This window comes from Streptomyces sp. NPDC058663 (genome assembly GCF_042716745.1).
GTDB lineage: Bacteria > Actinomycetota > Actinomycetes > Streptomycetales > Streptomycetaceae > Streptomyces.
The window spans coordinates 1-15,266 of the sequence record NZ_JBHXRV010000048.1; the positions used below are offsets into that span (position 1 = coordinate 1).

Sequence of the window (15,266 nt, forward strand, 5' to 3'; positions counted from 1 at the left end):
TGTGGGGGGGGTGGTCGGGGGGGGCGCGCGCGGCGGCCGCCCGCGGCGCGGCCCCCGTGACCTCGCTAGATGCGTTCGACCAGGTCGGCGATGGAGTCGACCACCGACGAGGGGCGGAAGGGGTAGCGGTCGATGTCGTCCTTGCCGGTCAGCCCCGTGAGGACCAGGAAGGTCTCCATCCCGGCCTCCAGGCCCGCCAGGACGTCGGTGTCCATCCGGTCGCCGATCATCGCGCTGGACTCGGAGTGCGCCCCGATCGCGTTCAGCCCGGTCCGCATCATCAGCGGATTGGGCTTGCCCGCGAAGTACGGGTCCTTGCCGGTCGCCTTGGTGATCAGGGCCGCGACGGCGCCGGTGGCCGGCAGCGGGCCCTCGGCCGAGGGGCCGGTCTCGTCGGGGTTGGTGCAGATGAACCTGGCTCCGCCGTTGATCAGCCGGATCGCCTTGGTGAGGGCCTCGAAGCTGTAGGTGCGGGTCTCGCCCAGGACGACGTAGTCCGGCTGGTGGTCGGTGAGGACGTACCCGATGTCGTGCAGCGCCGTGGTCAGTCCGGCCTCGCCGATGACGTACGCGGTGCCGCCCGGCCGCTGGTCGTCCAGGAACTGTGCCGTCGCCAGCGCCGAGGTCCAGATGTTCTCGACCGGCACGTCGAGCCCCATCCGCGCGAGCCGGGCGTGCAGGTCGCGGGCGGTGTAGATGGAGTTGTTCGTCAGCACGAGGAAGGGCTTTCCGGTGTCCCGGAGCTTCCTGATGAAGGCGTCGGCGCCGGGGATCGGTACGCCCTCGTGGATGAGGACCCCGTCCATGTCGGTGAGCCAGGATTCGATCGGCTTGCGCTCTGCCATCTGACGGAACTCCTCGTACGCGGTCAAAAAGAGCGAAGGGGGCGCGCACGACCTTGTGCACGCCCCCAGCCTAGTCAACGCAGGGCCGCGTCATCCTGCGACGATCGCGACCCCGTCGACGGTCCAGTACCAGTTGTTGCCGCCGGTGTAGCGGAAGTGCACCCGGGCCGTGGTGGCCCCCGCGGGGACCTGGAGCCGCAGGCTCTCCACCCGCGAGGAGGTGTCGGCGGTGTACGTCTTCACGACGGCCGGCGCCCCGTCCCCGTACGACACCAGCACCTCGCCCTTCTGCGGCGCCTCCTGCCGGTAGTACGTGGTGTACGTGAGCGTGGCGGGGGCGCCTGCGGTAACCGGGAACGCCGGGCTGACCAGTGTGGAGTCGAAGGTTCCGGTGACCGCCCTGTCCGACCACTCGTCGCCGTCGGCGACCGCGAAGACGTCGCGGGCCCGCACGTTGAGCTCGCGGCGCTGGCCCTTCTCGGCCTTGGTCCAGAACTCGTCGGTGGTGAAGGACCAGCCCCGCCATTCGGTGACGCCGCCCGTCCCCATCCGGGAGTTGTCGATCCGCCAGCCGGTGGGCGGCACCTGCGTGAAGCCGAGCACGTCGGTGCCCACGCCCGTCTCGTCGACGGCCTTCTGGAGCCGGCCGCGCAGCGAGTCGAAGGCGTCGGGCAGCGGCAGCTGCACGGGCCGTCCGTCCAGCCCCCAGGCCGGGTCGACGGCCACGCCCAGGTGGTGCAGCGCGGAGACGGCGACGTCCGGCATCTTCACGTCGTGGCGGGTGCTCCCGGCGGGCAGCCCGCCACCGCTCGCGATCAGGAAGGTCTGCCGCTCGTCCCAGCTGTCACCGCCGTGGCCGCCGGCCGCGGTGTGCCCGTGGTCGGTGGTGATCATCACGAGCCAGTCCTCGTCGCCGTACGAGGCACGGGAGGTGACGGCGGTGAGGATCTGGCCGACCTGGGCGTCCGCGTCGCGCAGCGCGTCCAGGTACTGCCGGCTGGCGTTGCCGTGCGCGTGGCCTGCGTGGTCGACGTTGTCGAGGTGGACGAAGAGCGCGTCGACGTCCGCCTTGGCCTTGGCGACGGCGCGCGCCGTGGTGCCCGCGTCGTACTCGGCGCTCGGCGTGGAGACCCGCTCGTCGACCTTCGCGGAGAAGATGACGTCGGTGACCGGGTTCCAGGAGGCCACCGCGTACGTCCTCAGAGCCGGCTTCGCCGTCTCGGCGCGGGTGAGGAAGTCCGGGTACTGGGCGAGGTTGTGCCCGGTGAAGTCGTTGTTGACCACCTTGTGCTTGTCCGGCCAGACACCGGTGAGGAGCGTGGACCAGCCGGGCCCGGAGGAGGTCGGCGCCATCGGGTTGCTGTAGATGCTGCTGGGCGCGGTGACACCGGACGCCATCAACGCGTCCAGGTGCGGGGTGTCGGCGTCCTTGATCCGGCGGAGCATCGCCCCGTCGAGCCCGATGACCAGCACCTTGGGAACCCGGGCCGCCCGCGGCGCGGCGGCGTGCGCGGCCCCGGCGAGGGGCCCGGACGCGGCGGCGGCGACGGCGGCCGCACCGAGCAGGAGGGCGCGACGGGAAATACCTGAGGACATGTCGGTCTCCAGTGGGGTGACGTGCGTGGCGAAGGTGGCTTGCGTGGTGCTCGGGGCCCGGAACCCGGAAGCTCGGACCAGACCCGTTACCTTGGCGTGACATCGACACTGCGTGGCGCAGCGCGACGGATGGCACAGCGCGACCGGTTGAGTGCGGAAGGCCTCACCGGGCACCGCCCTGCACTCAGCTGCCCGTGGCCGTCTTCCAGGCGTCGACGTAGTCCTTGAGGTTCTTGTCGATGTCGGCCCAGTCCGGGGTGAAGATCTCCACACCGTCGATGATCTTGGCGAGTTCGATGGCGTTGGCGTCGGTCGGCTTGACGTCGGTGCGGGAGGGGAAGCCGCCGCCGACCGGGCTGACCTGCTTCTGGGCTTCTTCGGTGAGCATGAAGTCGAGGAGCTTCCTGCCGTTCTCGGCGTGCGGGGCCTTGGCGACCAGGCCGGCGGCGTACGGGAGGGCGAAGGTGGTCGGCCTGCCGCCGGCCTTGGCGGGGAACCAGATGCCCAGGTGGGGGGCGGACTTGGACTGGGCGAAGTTCATCTGTACGTCGCCGTTGGCGATGAGGATCTCGCCCTTGTCGACCTTGGGGGCCAGCTTGGAGGTCGAGGAGGACGGGCCGACGTTGTTGGCCTGGAGCTTCTTCAAGTAGGCCATGGCGGGTTCCTTGCCGCCGAAGTCGTGCATGGCCTTGATGACCACCGCCGTGCCGTCTCCGGCGACGCCCGGGGTGGAGTACTGGAGCTTCCCCTTGTACTGCGGGTCGAGGAGGTCTTCCCAGGTTCTCGGGGTGTCGCCGGGGAGTTCCTTCTTGTTCTTGATGAAGCCGAAGTAGTTGTTGACGACCGAGGTCCAGGTGCCGTCGGCGGCCTTGTCGGCGCCGTTGACCTTGTCGGAGCCGGCCGGTGCGTACTTCTGGAGGAGGCCCTTGGAGCCGGCCTGCTGGATGAAGGGCGGCAGCGTGACGAGCACGTCCGCCTGGGTGTTGGACTTCTCGCGGACGGCGCGCTGCACCATCTCGCCGGAGCCGCCCTCCACGTACTTCACCTTGATGCCGGTCTTCTTCTCGAAGTCCTTGAAGACCTTGTCGTACCAGCCGTCGCCCTTCTCGCCCTTGAGGCCGTCGGCGCTGTAGACGGTGACGGTCTTCTCGTCGGAGGAGGCGGCCGAGGAGCCACCGCACGCGGTGAGGGTGGCGGCGAGGGCGAGGCTGCCGGTGACGGCGGCGAACGGCGTGAGCAGGTGGCGGTTGCGCATGGCGATTCGTGTCCCCTTGTGGCAGGTGGGAGTGGCGGGAGGGCGGGAGCGGGAGGTGGCGCCCGGCATACGGGAGAGGGCGGAAGGTGGCGTATGGCGGGCGGGCGTGGCGGGTCAGCGGTAGGAGGCGCGGGTGCGGACGCGGGAGACCGCGAGCAGCACGAGCAGCGTGGTGCTCATGAGGACGACCGCGACGGCGGACCCGGTGAAGAGGGAGCCCCGGTCGGTGGCCGTGAAGATCTGCACCGGCAGCGGCATCCAGTCCGGCGGGTAGAGCATCATCGTGGCGCTCAGCTCGCCCATGGACAGGGCGAAGCAGAGCCCGGCCGCCGCGTTGAGCGAGGGCAGGAGCAGGGGGAGCTTCACCCGCCACAGGACGTACGAGGGCCTGGCGCCGAGCGAGGCCGCGGCCTGCTCGTACACCGGGTCGAGCCGGAGGAGCGCGGCCGAGACGGACTGGTGGGCGAACGCCGTGACGAGCACGGTGTGCGCCAGGATGACGATCCAGCGGGTGCCGTTGAGGAGGAAGGGCGGCTGGGAGAAGGCGACCAGCACCGCCAGGCCGACGACCACCGAGGGCACCGCGACCGGCAGCATGAACAGCGCGTCCAGGACCCGCTTTCCGCGCGGTTTCAGCGCGGCAGCGGCGAGCGCCGCCCAGCTGCCGAGGACCAGGGCCAGGACGCTGGCCGCGACGGCGGTGACCAGGCTGGTGGTGAGTGCCTGGAGGGACTCGCCGCGTACGGCGGCCCCGTAGTTCTGGACGGTCGCGCCGGAGGGGAAGGCACCCGACCAGTGGGTGGCGAACGAGGCGGCCACGATGACCAGCATCGGCAGCGCGAACAGCGGCAGGAAGAGGATCAGGAAGAGCGCCCAGGTGGCCCACTTCCCGGTGCGGCTATGCACCAGCACGACGGCTCACCACCCGGTAGAGGCCGTAGAGCCCCACGGAGATCACGACGTTGACGACGGCGACGACACAGGCGGCGGTGTAGTCCGACTCCAGGATCGCCTTGCTGTAGACGAGCATCGGCAGGGTGGTGACACCCTTGGCGCCGGTGAAGAGCACGATGCCGAACTCGTTGAGGCACATCACCAGGACGAGCGAGCCGCCGGCGGCAAGGGCGGGCAGCGACTCGGGCAGGATCACCTGCCGTACGATCCGCCCGGTCCTGGCCCCCAGCGAGGACGCCACTTCCAGCTGCGCGGTGTCCAGTTGGGAGAACGCGGCGAGCAGCGGGCGCATCACGAAGGGCGTGAAGTACGTGATCTCCGCGAGCAGCACGCCCCACGGCGTGGTGAGGAAGTGGAAGGGTCCTTCCGCCGCTCCGGTGACGCCGGTCCACACCCCGTTGGCCATGCCGACCGTGCCGTAGATGAACAGCAGCGCGAGGGTGATGAGGAAGGAGGGGAAGGAGAGGAAGACGTCGATGAACTTGGCGACCGCCCTGCCGCCGGGGAAGGGCACGAAGGCGATGATCAGCGCGAGCAGGAAGCCGAGGACGAGACAGCCGACGGTGGCGCCGACCGCGAGCAGCACGGTCGTGGTGAGCGCCTCCCGGAAGGCCTCCGAGCCGAAGACGTCGGCGTAGGGCACGGTGGACACCACACCGTCCTCGGTGAGGAACGACTGCCGCACCACGAGGGCGAGCGGGTAGAGGAAGACCAGGGCGAGGACCGCGACCGGCGGCAGCGCCCACACCCAGCGGGGCACGCTCCGGCGGACGGGACCGTCTCCGCGGGCGGGACCGTCTCCGCGGATGGGACCGTCCCCGCGGAAGGTCGGCGGGCTCAGGGCGGCGCTAGCCATGGGGGGCTCCCACGGGTGTCTCCGCCGGGGCCCCGGTGACGTCCGCGCCCAGCAGCACCGCGTCCTCGGGGGCGAAGTGCAGGGTGACCTCGCCGCCCAGGGCCGGCGTCTCGCGCAGCTCGCGCACATCGGCCTTGACGCGGTGGCCGCCCACGTCGACGTACAGCCGGTGGGTCGAGCCCCGCCACTGGACCTCGGCGATCGTCCCGCGCAGTGCGTTGGGCCCGTCCTCTCCGAGTCCGACGAGGTGGGGGCGCACGCACAGGGTGGCCGAAGCGCCCGGGGCCACACCGGCCGTGTTCACCTTGAGGACGGTGGAGCGCAGGGTGACCGAGCCCGAACCCACCTTCACCGGCAGGAGGTTGGCGTTACCGACGAAGGAGGCGGTGAAGGCGGTGCGCGGCCTGCGGTAGAGGTCCTGCGGGGTGCCGCAGTCCTGGAGGCGGGCCTTGTCCATGACGGCGATGCGGTCGGCCAGCGTCAGCGCCTCGACCTGGTCGTGGGTGACGTACAGCATGGAGACGTCCGGCAACTCGCGGTGCAGGCGCGCCAGTTCGGCGAGCATTCCGGAGCGGAGCTGGGCGTCGAGCGCGGACAGCGGTTCGTCGAGGAGCAGGACGCCCGGGCGGATCGCCAGGGCGCGGGCGATGGCGACGCGCTGCTGCTGCCCGCCGGAGAGTTCGCGCGGGTAGCGGGCGGCGTAGGAGGCCATCCCGGTCATGTCCAGGGCCTCGGCGACGCGCCCCGGGATCTCCGCCTTGGGGACCTTCTGCGCCTTGAGCCCGAAGGCGACGTTGTCCTCGACCCTGAGGTGGGGGAAGAGCGCGTACTGCTGGACGACCATGCCGATGCCGCGCCGGTGGGGCGGCATCGAGGTGATGTCCCGCTCCCCGATGAACACCCGCCCGGAGACCGGCTGGACGAAGCCCGCGACGGCCCGCAGCGCGGTGGTCTTGCCGGAGCCCGAGGGGCCGAGCAGCGCCATCACCTCGCCTGGCTCCACGGTCAGGTCGAGGGAGTCCAGCACGGTGTTCCCGCCGTACGCGACGGTGACCTTGTCGAAGCGTATGCCGCTGCTCATCGCCCCAACTCCCGCAGCAGCTTCGGCAGTTCGACGACGGACTCCAGTACGTGGGTGGCGCCGTGCGCGAGGAGCACGTCGCGGCCGTGGGCCCCGGTCAGCACGCCGCCGACCAGGCCGGCCCCGGCACGGACGCCGCTGAGCATGTCGTACGAGGTGTCGCCCAGCACCGCGACGTCGCCGACGCCCGCGACGGCGCCGGTCCGCAGGAACGCGGCGAGCACCATGTCCGGGTAGGGGCGGCCCCGGCCGCCCGCGTCCGCCGGGCACAGGGTGAGCCCGACCAGCTCCTGCCAGCCCAGCGCGGCGAGGATGGCGTCCTGGGTGACCCGGGCGAAACCGGTGGTCAGGACGACGGTGCGGCCGTCCGCAGTGAGCTTCTCGATGGTGGCGCGGGCGCCCGGGATCTCGGCGATCCGGCCGCCGTCGACCAGCTCGCCGTACGCCGCCTCGAAAGCGGTGTTGGCGCGCCGGGCACGCTCCTCGTCGCCGAAGAGGTGCCGGAAGACGGAGATCTTCGACTCGCCCATGGTCCGGCGGACGTAGTCCAGCTTGGTGTCGAAGTCGGCGGACCCGGGGCGTACCCCGAGGTGCCCGGCGGCGGCCGCGAAGGCCTGCTCGACGAGGCCGCCGTCGGCGACGGTGGTGCCGGCCATGTCGAGAACGACGAGGCCGATGCGGTGCGTGGGGCTGTCGGTGCGCTCGTGGCTGCGGGGGTTCTCGTGGCTGCGGGGGTTCTCGTGACTGCGGGGGTTCTCGGGGGCGCTCGGGCTCTCGGGGGCGCTCGGGCTCTCGGGGGCGCTCGGGCTCTCGGGGGCGCTCGGGTTCTCGGGGACCGTCCGGCCTCCGAGGTCGCGGCGGTTCTCGGCGGCGGTCCGGTTCTCGGGATTGCTGCTCATGCTGTCGCTCACCAGCCCAGTTCGTTCGCGGTCTTCTCGGCGATGGCGGGCGAGCAGGTCATCCCGCGCCCGCCCGGCCCTGTCACCAGCCAGACGCCGCTGCGCACCTGTTCGCGGTGCACCACCCGGCTCGTGTCGGTGCACTGCGCGTACACCCCGGCCCAGCGCCGCCGGATCTTCGGCAGCGGGCGCCCCAGGAAGCTCTCCGCAACGGCCTGTACGTGCTCGTACGGCTCCTCCTCCACGTCGAAGCGGAACGGGTGCTCGTACTCGTGGGTGTCGCCGATGGTCAGCCCGCCGTCGCGCCGCTGCACCATCAGCAGCTGCATCTTGTGCGCGGCGGCGGCCGGGGTCTGCTCCTGTCCGGCGTTGAGGGCGTCAAGTGCCCCGCCCGCGTACGCCGGGTAGTAGCGGAAGCTGTCGCCGTCGGCCACCGAGGTGGTGAGGGTCTCGCCGAGCGGCCCGGTCTGCATCATCTGGAGCCGCACCCGCCGCACCGGCAGGCCAGGTACCAGCTCGCGCACCAGGCCGCCGAGCCACGCCCCCGTACACAGGACGACGTGATCGGCGCGGTGCACGACCCCGTGGTCGTCGCGTACGGAGCCCTCGCCGACCACGTCGCGGACCTCGCGGCCGCCGAGGAAGGTGTACCGGCTGGACGCCAGCAGGGCTTGCTTCAGGGCGAGTTGGGCGGTGCGGGGCTCGACGGCCGCGTCCCGTTCGCAGTGCAGCGCGGCGAGGAAGCCGCCGCGCAGGGCGGGGTTGACCGCTCGCGCCTCGGCGGCGGTCAGCAGCCGGTAGCCGCGCGCGGCGGCGTCGTCGCGCCCGAGCACGCTCTCCGCGACGCCGAGTTCGAGCTCGGTGCGCACCGGGGTCAGCGAGCCGTTGGCCCGGAAGCCCAGCTCGGGGACCCGGGCACCGATGCCCTCCCACAGCTCGCGGGCCCGCAGCGCGGTGTCGAGTTCCTCGCCACCGGCCCGGCCGCTGACCCATATCTGGCCGAAGTTGCGCAGACTCGCGCCGCGCGCCTCGCTCTCGCGCTCGATCTGTACGACCTCGTGGCCGCGTTCCACTGCCTGCCAGGCGTGCATGGTTCCCACCACGCCGGCTCCCACCACTATGACTCTCACGCCGGCAACGCTCCTCCGAACGGGTGGCCGGGCCGGAGCCGCCCAGCAACGGCCCGGTGAACAGCCTCCCAAGGATGGACCAGACCCGTTACCGTTCTGTGATCTGCGCGGGCCGCATCGAGCGCCTCCCCGGGCCACCCCGGCCGCTTCCCCCCTCGTAGGCGTGCAGGTAGCCGGCCCTGTCGCCCGCCGTACCCCCGCTAGGTGTTCAACTGCGTCGTGAAGCTGAATCTGTCGCCCCGGAACAGCATCCGCACCCGTTCCAGCGGCCGCCCGGCCAGGTCCCGCGACCACCGGTGCATCAGCAGCATCGGCAGCGCCGGCGGTGTCCCGATGAGCAGGGCCTCGCGCGGGGTGGCGAGCACGGTCTCGATCCGCTCCCCGGCCTGCCCGAGCGCGATCCCGCACTCCTCGCGGAGGTAGGCGTAGAAGGACGAGTCCGGACGGAATTCGACGTCCAGCCGGGGCACCCGCGCCACGGCGACGTACGAACTCTCCAGCCCCACCCGCTCGTCGTCGGCGAGCAGGACGCGCTCCAGGTGCCAGACGGGGTCGCCGGGTGCCACACCGATCTCGGGGGCGAGCCGCTCGGGGCACGCGAACCGTTCGAGGCCGATCAGGTTGCGGCCGGGCCGCCTGCCCTGGCGGCGTACTCCTTCTGTATAACTGGCCAACGCCAGGGGCTGCTCCAGCTTCGGACCGGCGGCGACGGTGCCGCGCCCCTGCCGCCGTACGCGTCCCTCCAGGAGGAGTTCGCGCAGCGCCTGGCGGACCGTGTCGCGGGCGACCTCGTACCGCAGGGCGAGGTCGCGCTCGGTGGGCAGCAGCTGCCCCTCCCCCAACTCGCGCACGAGTACGGCGAGGTGGGCCTTCACGGCGTAGTACTTGGGGATGCGTCCGTGCTCCGGGATGCCGGACCGGACGGGCGCGCCGGGGTCCTGGTGGTGCGTGTTCGGGTAGTCCACGTCAGGGATCGTCGCAGATGGCACCGGAGGGGGCTCCGGCCGCGGGCGTCCTGGATCGGTGCGGGCGGGCCGGGCACGGGCCTGCTGTCAGCGGCCGGGCGGTCAGTCGATGGCCGGCGCACTGACGGTCAGTGGATGGCCGGCGCACCGACGGCCGGTGGATGGCCAGCACCCCGACGGTCAGAGGATGGCCGGCGCACCGACGGCCAGTGGATGGCCGGCGCACCGACGGTCAGCGCATCCGTCGCGAGCCCACCACGAGGGCTCCCCCGCCGAGGAGGAGCGCGGCGGCGGTGGCCCCCAGTCCGGGCAGTGCGTCCCGGCCCGTCCGTGCGAGTTCGGCGGGGCTTCCGGCGCTTTCCGCGTAGGGGCGGCCCCAGGTGTCCGTGGAGCCGCCGGAGTCTCCCGTGGCGGCGTCGGGGTCGACCGCGAACCGGTACTCCCCGGACGCGCCGACCCATTCCCCGTCGTCGCCCTTGCGCTGCACGACGGCGGCGGTGGCCACGACGGTGTTGGTCCTGGCCGCCTCGGCGAACCCGAGCCGGACCTTCACCGGCAGGGTGCTGCTCGCGGCGACGGTGAAGCCGGGGAGCTTCTCCCCGGACGGCCCTTCGCCGAAGACGCCGATGACTTCATCCCTGTCCGTACGGAGGAACGGGACGCGGTGCCAGACACCGGTGCCGATGTCCTGGAACTCGGCCCTGACCTGTTCCGGCCGGAGGGTGCGTGCACTGTCGACGAGGACGAGCAGCGGGTGGATGTCGTGGCAGGCGGTCGCGGTGGCGTTGGTGAGGTCGACGTACCACTCGGCGCTGTCACCCCCCGGCTGATAGGTGCCAGGACCACCGTGGACGCGCGTACCGAGGGGGAACTCGGTGCTGCGCGGGTCTCCGCAGGAGGGCTGCTGCTGGTCGGCGGCAGGGCCGTGGCGGGGGGCGGCCGCCATGGCGACCGGGGCCTGCGCGAGCGCCCCGACGGTCACTGCCAGCACGAGAGCGCGGCGCAGTCGCATGAGGGGGCCTCTCCGGATCGCACGGTACGGACAACAGGACGGCGGGGCGGGACAGTGGGAGCGGCGGACAGACAGGGCGGGCGGACAGGGCGGGCGGGCGGGTCGGGAGGGCCGCAGCAGGTACGGAGCTGGGTGAGCGGCACCGCGATACGGAGGGCACACACCGGACGCCCAGGCACGGCGAACACGAAGGACACCCGCCGGGGCACCCGGGCACCGCGCCCGGCCTGCACCGGGCCCGCACCCGGCCGAGCGGCCCGCACCGCACCGCCGACGACCGGCCGCACGGCTCGCCGCCCGCACCGCGAAACCACGGTTCGCGAGCCTGGCACGCCGGTTCGCCGCCTCGACCGCGCCACGCCCGTACAGGGCCGGACAGCACGCAAAGTACCCCCGACCGGCCCAACCGCCTGCGCCACCACAGCGTTCCCGCACGGAGGGGCGGGGACGGCGCCGCAAGGCATCGACCGGGCGGGCAACGGCGTTCACCGGCCCAGCTGCACGGGGTGACCGCGCGGGGTGAGCCCACCCGAGAGGCAACCCCACAGGAGGCGGGCAGCCGCGTTCTCCCGACCTGGCTGCGCATGCGACCGCACGGGGCGAGCCCACAGACGCGACCCCACGCGCTCCCCCGCCCGGACGTGCGCGAGCGCCGAGACGCACGAGCGACCCCGCACCACGCAGCCGCACGGCCCCCTGCACAGCCGCACCGCCGCACCCGACAACCCCGCACCGCCGCACCGCCGCACCCCCGCACCGCCGCACAGCCCGCACGCCCCCCGCCACCCCCATATGGCCAGGTGCCAGGGGGCTCCCCCGGCGCACCCTTTTTGCACAAGGCGGCGCCCATTGTTTAAGTGGAAACCATGACGCCCTCAGCTACCCCGAGCACCACTTCCACCGCCCCCCTCCGGGTGGCCCTGATCGGTTACGGCCTGGCCGGTTCCGTCTTCCACGCGCCGATGATCGCCGCCACCGACGGCCTGGTCCTCGACACGGTCGTCACCTCGAACGAGGAGCGCAGGCAGCAGGCCCTCGCGGAGTTCCCCGACGTACGTTTCGCTGCCGCGGCCACCGAGCTGTGGGACCGGGCCGGCGAGCTGGACCTGGTCGTCATCGCCTCCCCGAACAAGACCCACGTCGATCTCGCCAGGGCCGCACTCGAAGCGGGCCTCCCCGTGGTGGTGGACAAGCCGCTGGCCGCCACGGCCGCCGAGGCCCGCGAGCTGGCGGCCCTCGCCGCCGACCGCGGCCTCCTGCTCTCCGTCTTCCAGAACCGCCGCTGGGACAACGACTTCCTCACCCTCCGCGCCCTCCTCGCGGACGGCGAACTGGGTGACGTACAGCGCTTCGAGTCGCGGTTCGAGCGGTGGCGTCCGCAGCCGAAGGGCGGCTGGCGCGAGTCCGGCGACCCGGCCGAGATCGGCGGGCTGCTCTACGACCTGGGCAGTCACGTCGTCGACCAGGCGCTCACCCTGTTCGGTCCTGTGACGCAGGTGTACGCGGAGGCGGACGTACGCCGCCCCGGCGCGCAGGCCGACGACGACACGTTCCTCGCGCTCACCCACGCGAACGGGGTCCGCTCGCACCTGTACGTCAGCGCGACGACGGCGCAGCTCGGCCCCCGCTTCCGGGTGCTCGGCTCGCGTGCCGGTTACGTGAAGTACGGCCTGGACCCCCAGGAGGCCGCCCTGCGCGAGGGCAAGCGCCCGGCCGCCGACGCCCCCTGGGGCGAGGAGCCCAAGGAGATGTGGGGCTGCCTGGGCTCGGGCGAGTCCCCGCTGACGGGTGGCGGCACCCCGGTCCCGACCGCGCCGGGCGACTACCCGGCGTACTACGCGGCGATCGCGAGCGCCCTGCGCACCGGCGGGGAACCCCCGGTCACGGCCCTTCAGGCCGCAGCGACCCTGGAGGTCCTGGAAGCCGCCCGCAAGTCCGCCACCGAGGGAATCACGGTGGCGCTCCCCCGGTGAGGTGAGCCGACGGGCGACCCGTGCCCTCCGGGCCCCGGATGGGGAGCCGACGGCCCGGGCCCTCGGGTCCCGGGTACGGGGAGCCGCCGGGCCGGGCGTCCGGTCCCGGGAAGCGGAAGCCAGGACGCCGCGCCCTCGGGTCCCTGGATGCGGGAAGCCGGTGCGCCGCGCCCCGGTACCAGCCGGCGCCCCGGGACACCCGTCCCGAGGGCGCGGGCTGGTCCCCACTCGCGTCCCCTCGCGTCCCCCACTCGCGCCCCTCGCGCCCCCGCTCGCGACTCGCGGGTGCGGCCATGCGGGAAGCCGGTGCGCCGCGCCCCGGTACGCAAGCAACCAGCCACGCACCCGCCAGGAGCAAACCTCCCCCGCCCCCTCAGGCCCCCTTCAGCTCCTGCCGCTGCCTGCCCAGCCCGGCCACCTCCAGCTCCACCACATCACCCGCCCGCAGGTACGGCTTGGGCTCCGGCTGCCCCATCGCCACTCCCGCCGGCGTCCCGGTGTTGATCACGTCACCGGGGTAGAGCGTCATGAACTGGGAGACGTACCGCACCACTTCCCCCACGCCGAAGATCTGCTCAGCTGTGGTGCCGTCCTGCTTCAGCTCCCCGTTGACCCACAGCCGGACCTCCAGCTGCTGCGGGTCAGGCACCTCGTCGGCGGTCACCAGCCACGGGCCCAGCGGGTTGAACGTCTCGCAGTTCTTGCCCTTGTCCCAGGTGCCGCCCCGCTCGATCTGGAACTCCCGCTCGGACACGTCGTGCGAGGTGGCGTACCCGGCGACGCAGGCCAGCCCCTCCTGCGCGCTGTCCAGGTAGCGGGCCGTCCGGCCCACCACCACGGCCAGCTCGACCTCCCAGTCCGTCTTCACACTCCGCCGGGGCACCAGCACGGTGTCGTACGGGCCGACGACCGTGTCCGGTGCCTTGAAGAAGAGGATCGGCTCCTCGGGGATCGCCTGGCCGGTCTCCGCCGCATGATCGTGGTAGTTCAACCCGATACAGACGATTTTCCCGATCCGTCCCAGCGGCGCACCGACCCGCAGCCCGGTGGCGTCGAGCGCGGGCAGCGAGCCGTCCCGGGCCGCGTCGCGGATCCGGTCCAGCTCCGCCTGGTCCGCCAGCAGGGCTCCGTCGATGTCGGCGACCAGTCCGGAGAGGTCCCGTACCGTCACGCCGTCCTCGTCGAGCAGGGCGGGCCGCTCGGCCCCGGCGGGACCTACACGCAGCAGCTTCATAGTCGTCTCCTCGTGGTCGAAGGTCGCGCCCAACCCGGCCGTTGTCGTGCGGCCCGGCCACCGGAGAATTGTTCGATCCTCCAAGGTCAGCGCCCGCTGCGCAAGACCGCGTTCACCGACTGGACCAGCCCGCGTCCGAGCCGTACGGTCCTCGCGCCCCCGCCGGGCCGCTCCTCGGCGGCCTCCTCGCCTGCCTCGCGGACCGCCTTCCGGGGCCGCTTCTCCCGGTGCAGCCAGGCCCGTTCGGCCACGGTCCAGGCCGTCGTGGTCGCCACGTAAAGCCCGGCTGCGAGCGGCACGACGGCCACGGTGATCAGCGTTCCGAAGGACAGAAGCGGCAGCCACTTCATCAGGCCGGCTCCCGGCGCCCCCGCCCCCGCAGCCCCGGCGGCGCCCATCAGCTGCGGCACCTCGGCGGTGGCCGCGTTCTTGCGCGCCCGCCGGAACGACCACGTCGCCACGGCCGTGATCACCAGGAACAGCCCCACGTAGACGACCCCCTGCGGCCCGAACAGCCCGCCCTCCCCAAGGGCGTCGCCCCACCGCGACCCGAGCGGCGCCGCGAACAGCCGGTGCCCGAGCAGCTCATTGGCCCGGTCGCCGACCTCGGCCGAGGAGAACACGTGGTACATCACGAAGAAAATCGGCAACTGCACGAGCATGGGCAGCATTCCCGCAAAGGGAGACACCTTCTCCTTGGCGTGCAGCGCCAGAATCTCCTGCTGCATCCGCTCCGGCCTCTTCGCGTACTTCTTCATCACGGCCGCCCTTTGCGGCGCCAGCCGCAACCGGGCCTTCTCACCGCGTACGGCGGCCCGGGCCAGCGGATGGAGAGCGATACGCACGAGCATGGTGAAGGCGACAATGGCGGCGGCAGTGGCGGACGCGGCGAAAAAGGGCTCAAGAAGCCCGGCCAGCCCCTCCACGAGGGAAGCGAAAAGGGAATACATAACGGAAGAGCCCTCCGAGGGTCTCGTCGTACCGAAGAAATGCGGAAAGCATCGGTATGACGACCCACGAGGGGCTCTGGCGGAACTCGGAAGTCACTTTCCTTCCAGCTCCCTGGTGCGCGATACCCCTACGCGGCCGTCGGAGAGAGACGGCCCGGAGCTCGCGGCCGGGCACGGCCCGCCGCATCGGGATCACGCTGGGCCAGGAAGGCGGTACGCCGCTCCCGGTCGCGCAGGGCGGTGCGCACCTTCGTACGCGGTACGCCCGGCGCGCTGCGCCCGGCCATGACGGCGCAGGCGATGAGCGCGGCACCGACGGTGGCGGTGGCGGCGAGCGCGACGGCACCGGCGAAGCCGAAGCCGCCGAGGTCGAAGAGGACCTGGGCCAGCAGGAAGAACATCAGCAGCGCATAGCGCGCACGCCCGGCATTCCTGATCACGCCCGTCCCTCCTCCCACTCGTCCCACACCACTGCGCACGTGACGGGTGACCGCACACGGCTCACCGTTCACGTCC

The 15,266-nt window shown here is 72.3% G+C and carries 14 protein-coding genes; 1 reads left to right on the forward strand and 13 read right to left on the reverse strand.

The window, feature by feature from the left end:
* Positions 1–65: 65 nt before the first annotated feature.
* From ACFWVV_RS29395 to ACFWVV_RS29440, 10 genes are all read right to left on the reverse strand, one after another.
* Positions 66–845: an HAD-IIA family hydrolase gene (locus ACFWVV_RS29395; protein ID WP_384356582.1), complete on the reverse strand. Its 780-nt coding sequence runs from the start codon at positions 843–845 to the stop codon at positions 66–68.
* 90 nt (positions 846–935) lie between these two features.
* Positions 936–2,441, reverse strand: a complete 1,506-nt coding sequence (locus ACFWVV_RS29400) for an alkaline phosphatase family protein (RefSeq protein ID WP_384356579.1) — start codon at positions 2,439–2,441, stop codon at positions 936–938.
* Between the two features lie 184 nt (positions 2,442–2,625).
* Positions 2,626–3,696, reverse strand: a complete 1,071-nt coding sequence (locus tag ACFWVV_RS29405) for a 2-aminoethylphosphonate ABC transporter substrate-binding protein (RefSeq protein ID WP_384356576.1) — start codon at positions 3,694–3,696, stop codon at positions 2,626–2,628.
* A gap of 114 nt (positions 3,697–3,810) precedes the next feature.
* Positions 3,811–4,608, reverse strand: coding sequence for an ABC transporter permease (locus ACFWVV_RS29410; protein WP_384356573.1), 798 nt, complete (start codon positions 4,606–4,608; stop codon positions 3,811–3,813).
* Positions 4,595–5,506 (reverse strand): 2-aminoethylphosphonate ABC transporter permease subunit, encoded by a 912-nt coding sequence (locus ACFWVV_RS29415; protein WP_384356570.1) that lies wholly within the window; start codon positions 5,504–5,506, stop codon positions 4,595–4,597. The genes ACFWVV_RS29410 and ACFWVV_RS29415 overlap by 14 nt, the downstream gene beginning before the upstream one ends.
* The gene (locus ACFWVV_RS29420; RefSeq protein ID WP_384356567.1) at positions 5,499–6,587 is read right to left on the reverse strand and encodes an ABC transporter ATP-binding protein; all 1,089 of its coding nucleotides are present in this window, start codon (positions 6,585–6,587) and stop codon (positions 5,499–5,501) included. Before ACFWVV_RS29420 ends, ACFWVV_RS29415 begins: the two co-directional genes overlap by 8 nt.
* Positions 6,584–7,243: an HAD family hydrolase gene (locus ACFWVV_RS29425; protein ID WP_384356597.1), complete on the reverse strand. Its 660-nt coding sequence runs from the start codon at positions 7,241–7,243 to the stop codon at positions 6,584–6,586. The genes ACFWVV_RS29420 and ACFWVV_RS29425 overlap by 4 nt, the downstream gene beginning before the upstream one ends.
* 251 nt (positions 7,244–7,494) lie before the next feature.
* Entirely contained in the window at positions 7,495–8,616 is a 1,122-nt protein-coding gene (locus tag ACFWVV_RS29430; RefSeq protein WP_384356564.1) for a TIGR03364 family FAD-dependent oxidoreductase, read from the reverse strand.
* A gap of 200 nt (positions 8,617–8,816) precedes the next feature.
* Complete coding sequence (locus ACFWVV_RS29435) at positions 8,817–9,581, reverse strand: GntR family transcriptional regulator (protein ID WP_384356561.1); 765 nt, start codon at positions 9,579–9,581, stop codon at positions 8,817–8,819.
* A 232-nt stretch (positions 9,582–9,813) separates the two neighbouring features.
* Entirely contained in the window at positions 9,814–10,593 is a 780-nt protein-coding gene (locus tag ACFWVV_RS29440) for a hypothetical protein (RefSeq protein WP_384356558.1), read from the reverse strand.
* An 866-nt stretch (positions 10,594–11,459) separates the two neighbouring features.
* Between ACFWVV_RS29440 and ACFWVV_RS29445 the strand changes: the two genes are divergently transcribed.
* Complete coding sequence (locus ACFWVV_RS29445; protein ID WP_384356555.1) at positions 11,460–12,566, forward strand: Gfo/Idh/MocA family oxidoreductase; 1,107 nt, start codon at positions 11,460–11,462, stop codon at positions 12,564–12,566.
* Between the two features lie 373 nt (positions 12,567–12,939).
* Here the strand turns inward: ACFWVV_RS29445 and ACFWVV_RS29450 are convergent, their stop codons facing one another.
* The 3 genes from ACFWVV_RS29450 to ACFWVV_RS29460 form a co-directional block, all read right to left on the reverse strand.
* Complete coding sequence (locus ACFWVV_RS29450; RefSeq protein ID WP_384356552.1) at positions 12,940–13,800, reverse strand: fumarylacetoacetate hydrolase family protein; 861 nt, start codon at positions 13,798–13,800, stop codon at positions 12,940–12,942.
* An 86-nt stretch (positions 13,801–13,886) separates the two neighbouring features.
* The gene (locus ACFWVV_RS29455) at positions 13,887–14,750 is read right to left on the reverse strand and encodes a YidC/Oxa1 family membrane protein insertase (RefSeq protein WP_384356549.1); all 864 of its coding nucleotides are present in this window, start codon (positions 14,748–14,750) and stop codon (positions 13,887–13,889) included.
* Between the two features lie 128 nt (positions 14,751–14,878).
* Positions 14,879–15,151 carry a DUF6412 domain-containing protein gene (locus ACFWVV_RS29460; protein WP_384356594.1) on the reverse strand — a complete coding sequence of 91 codons (273 nt, stop codon included), beginning with the start codon at positions 15,149–15,151 and terminating at the stop codon, positions 14,879–14,881.
* Between the last annotated feature and the right edge of the window lie 115 nt (positions 15,152–15,266).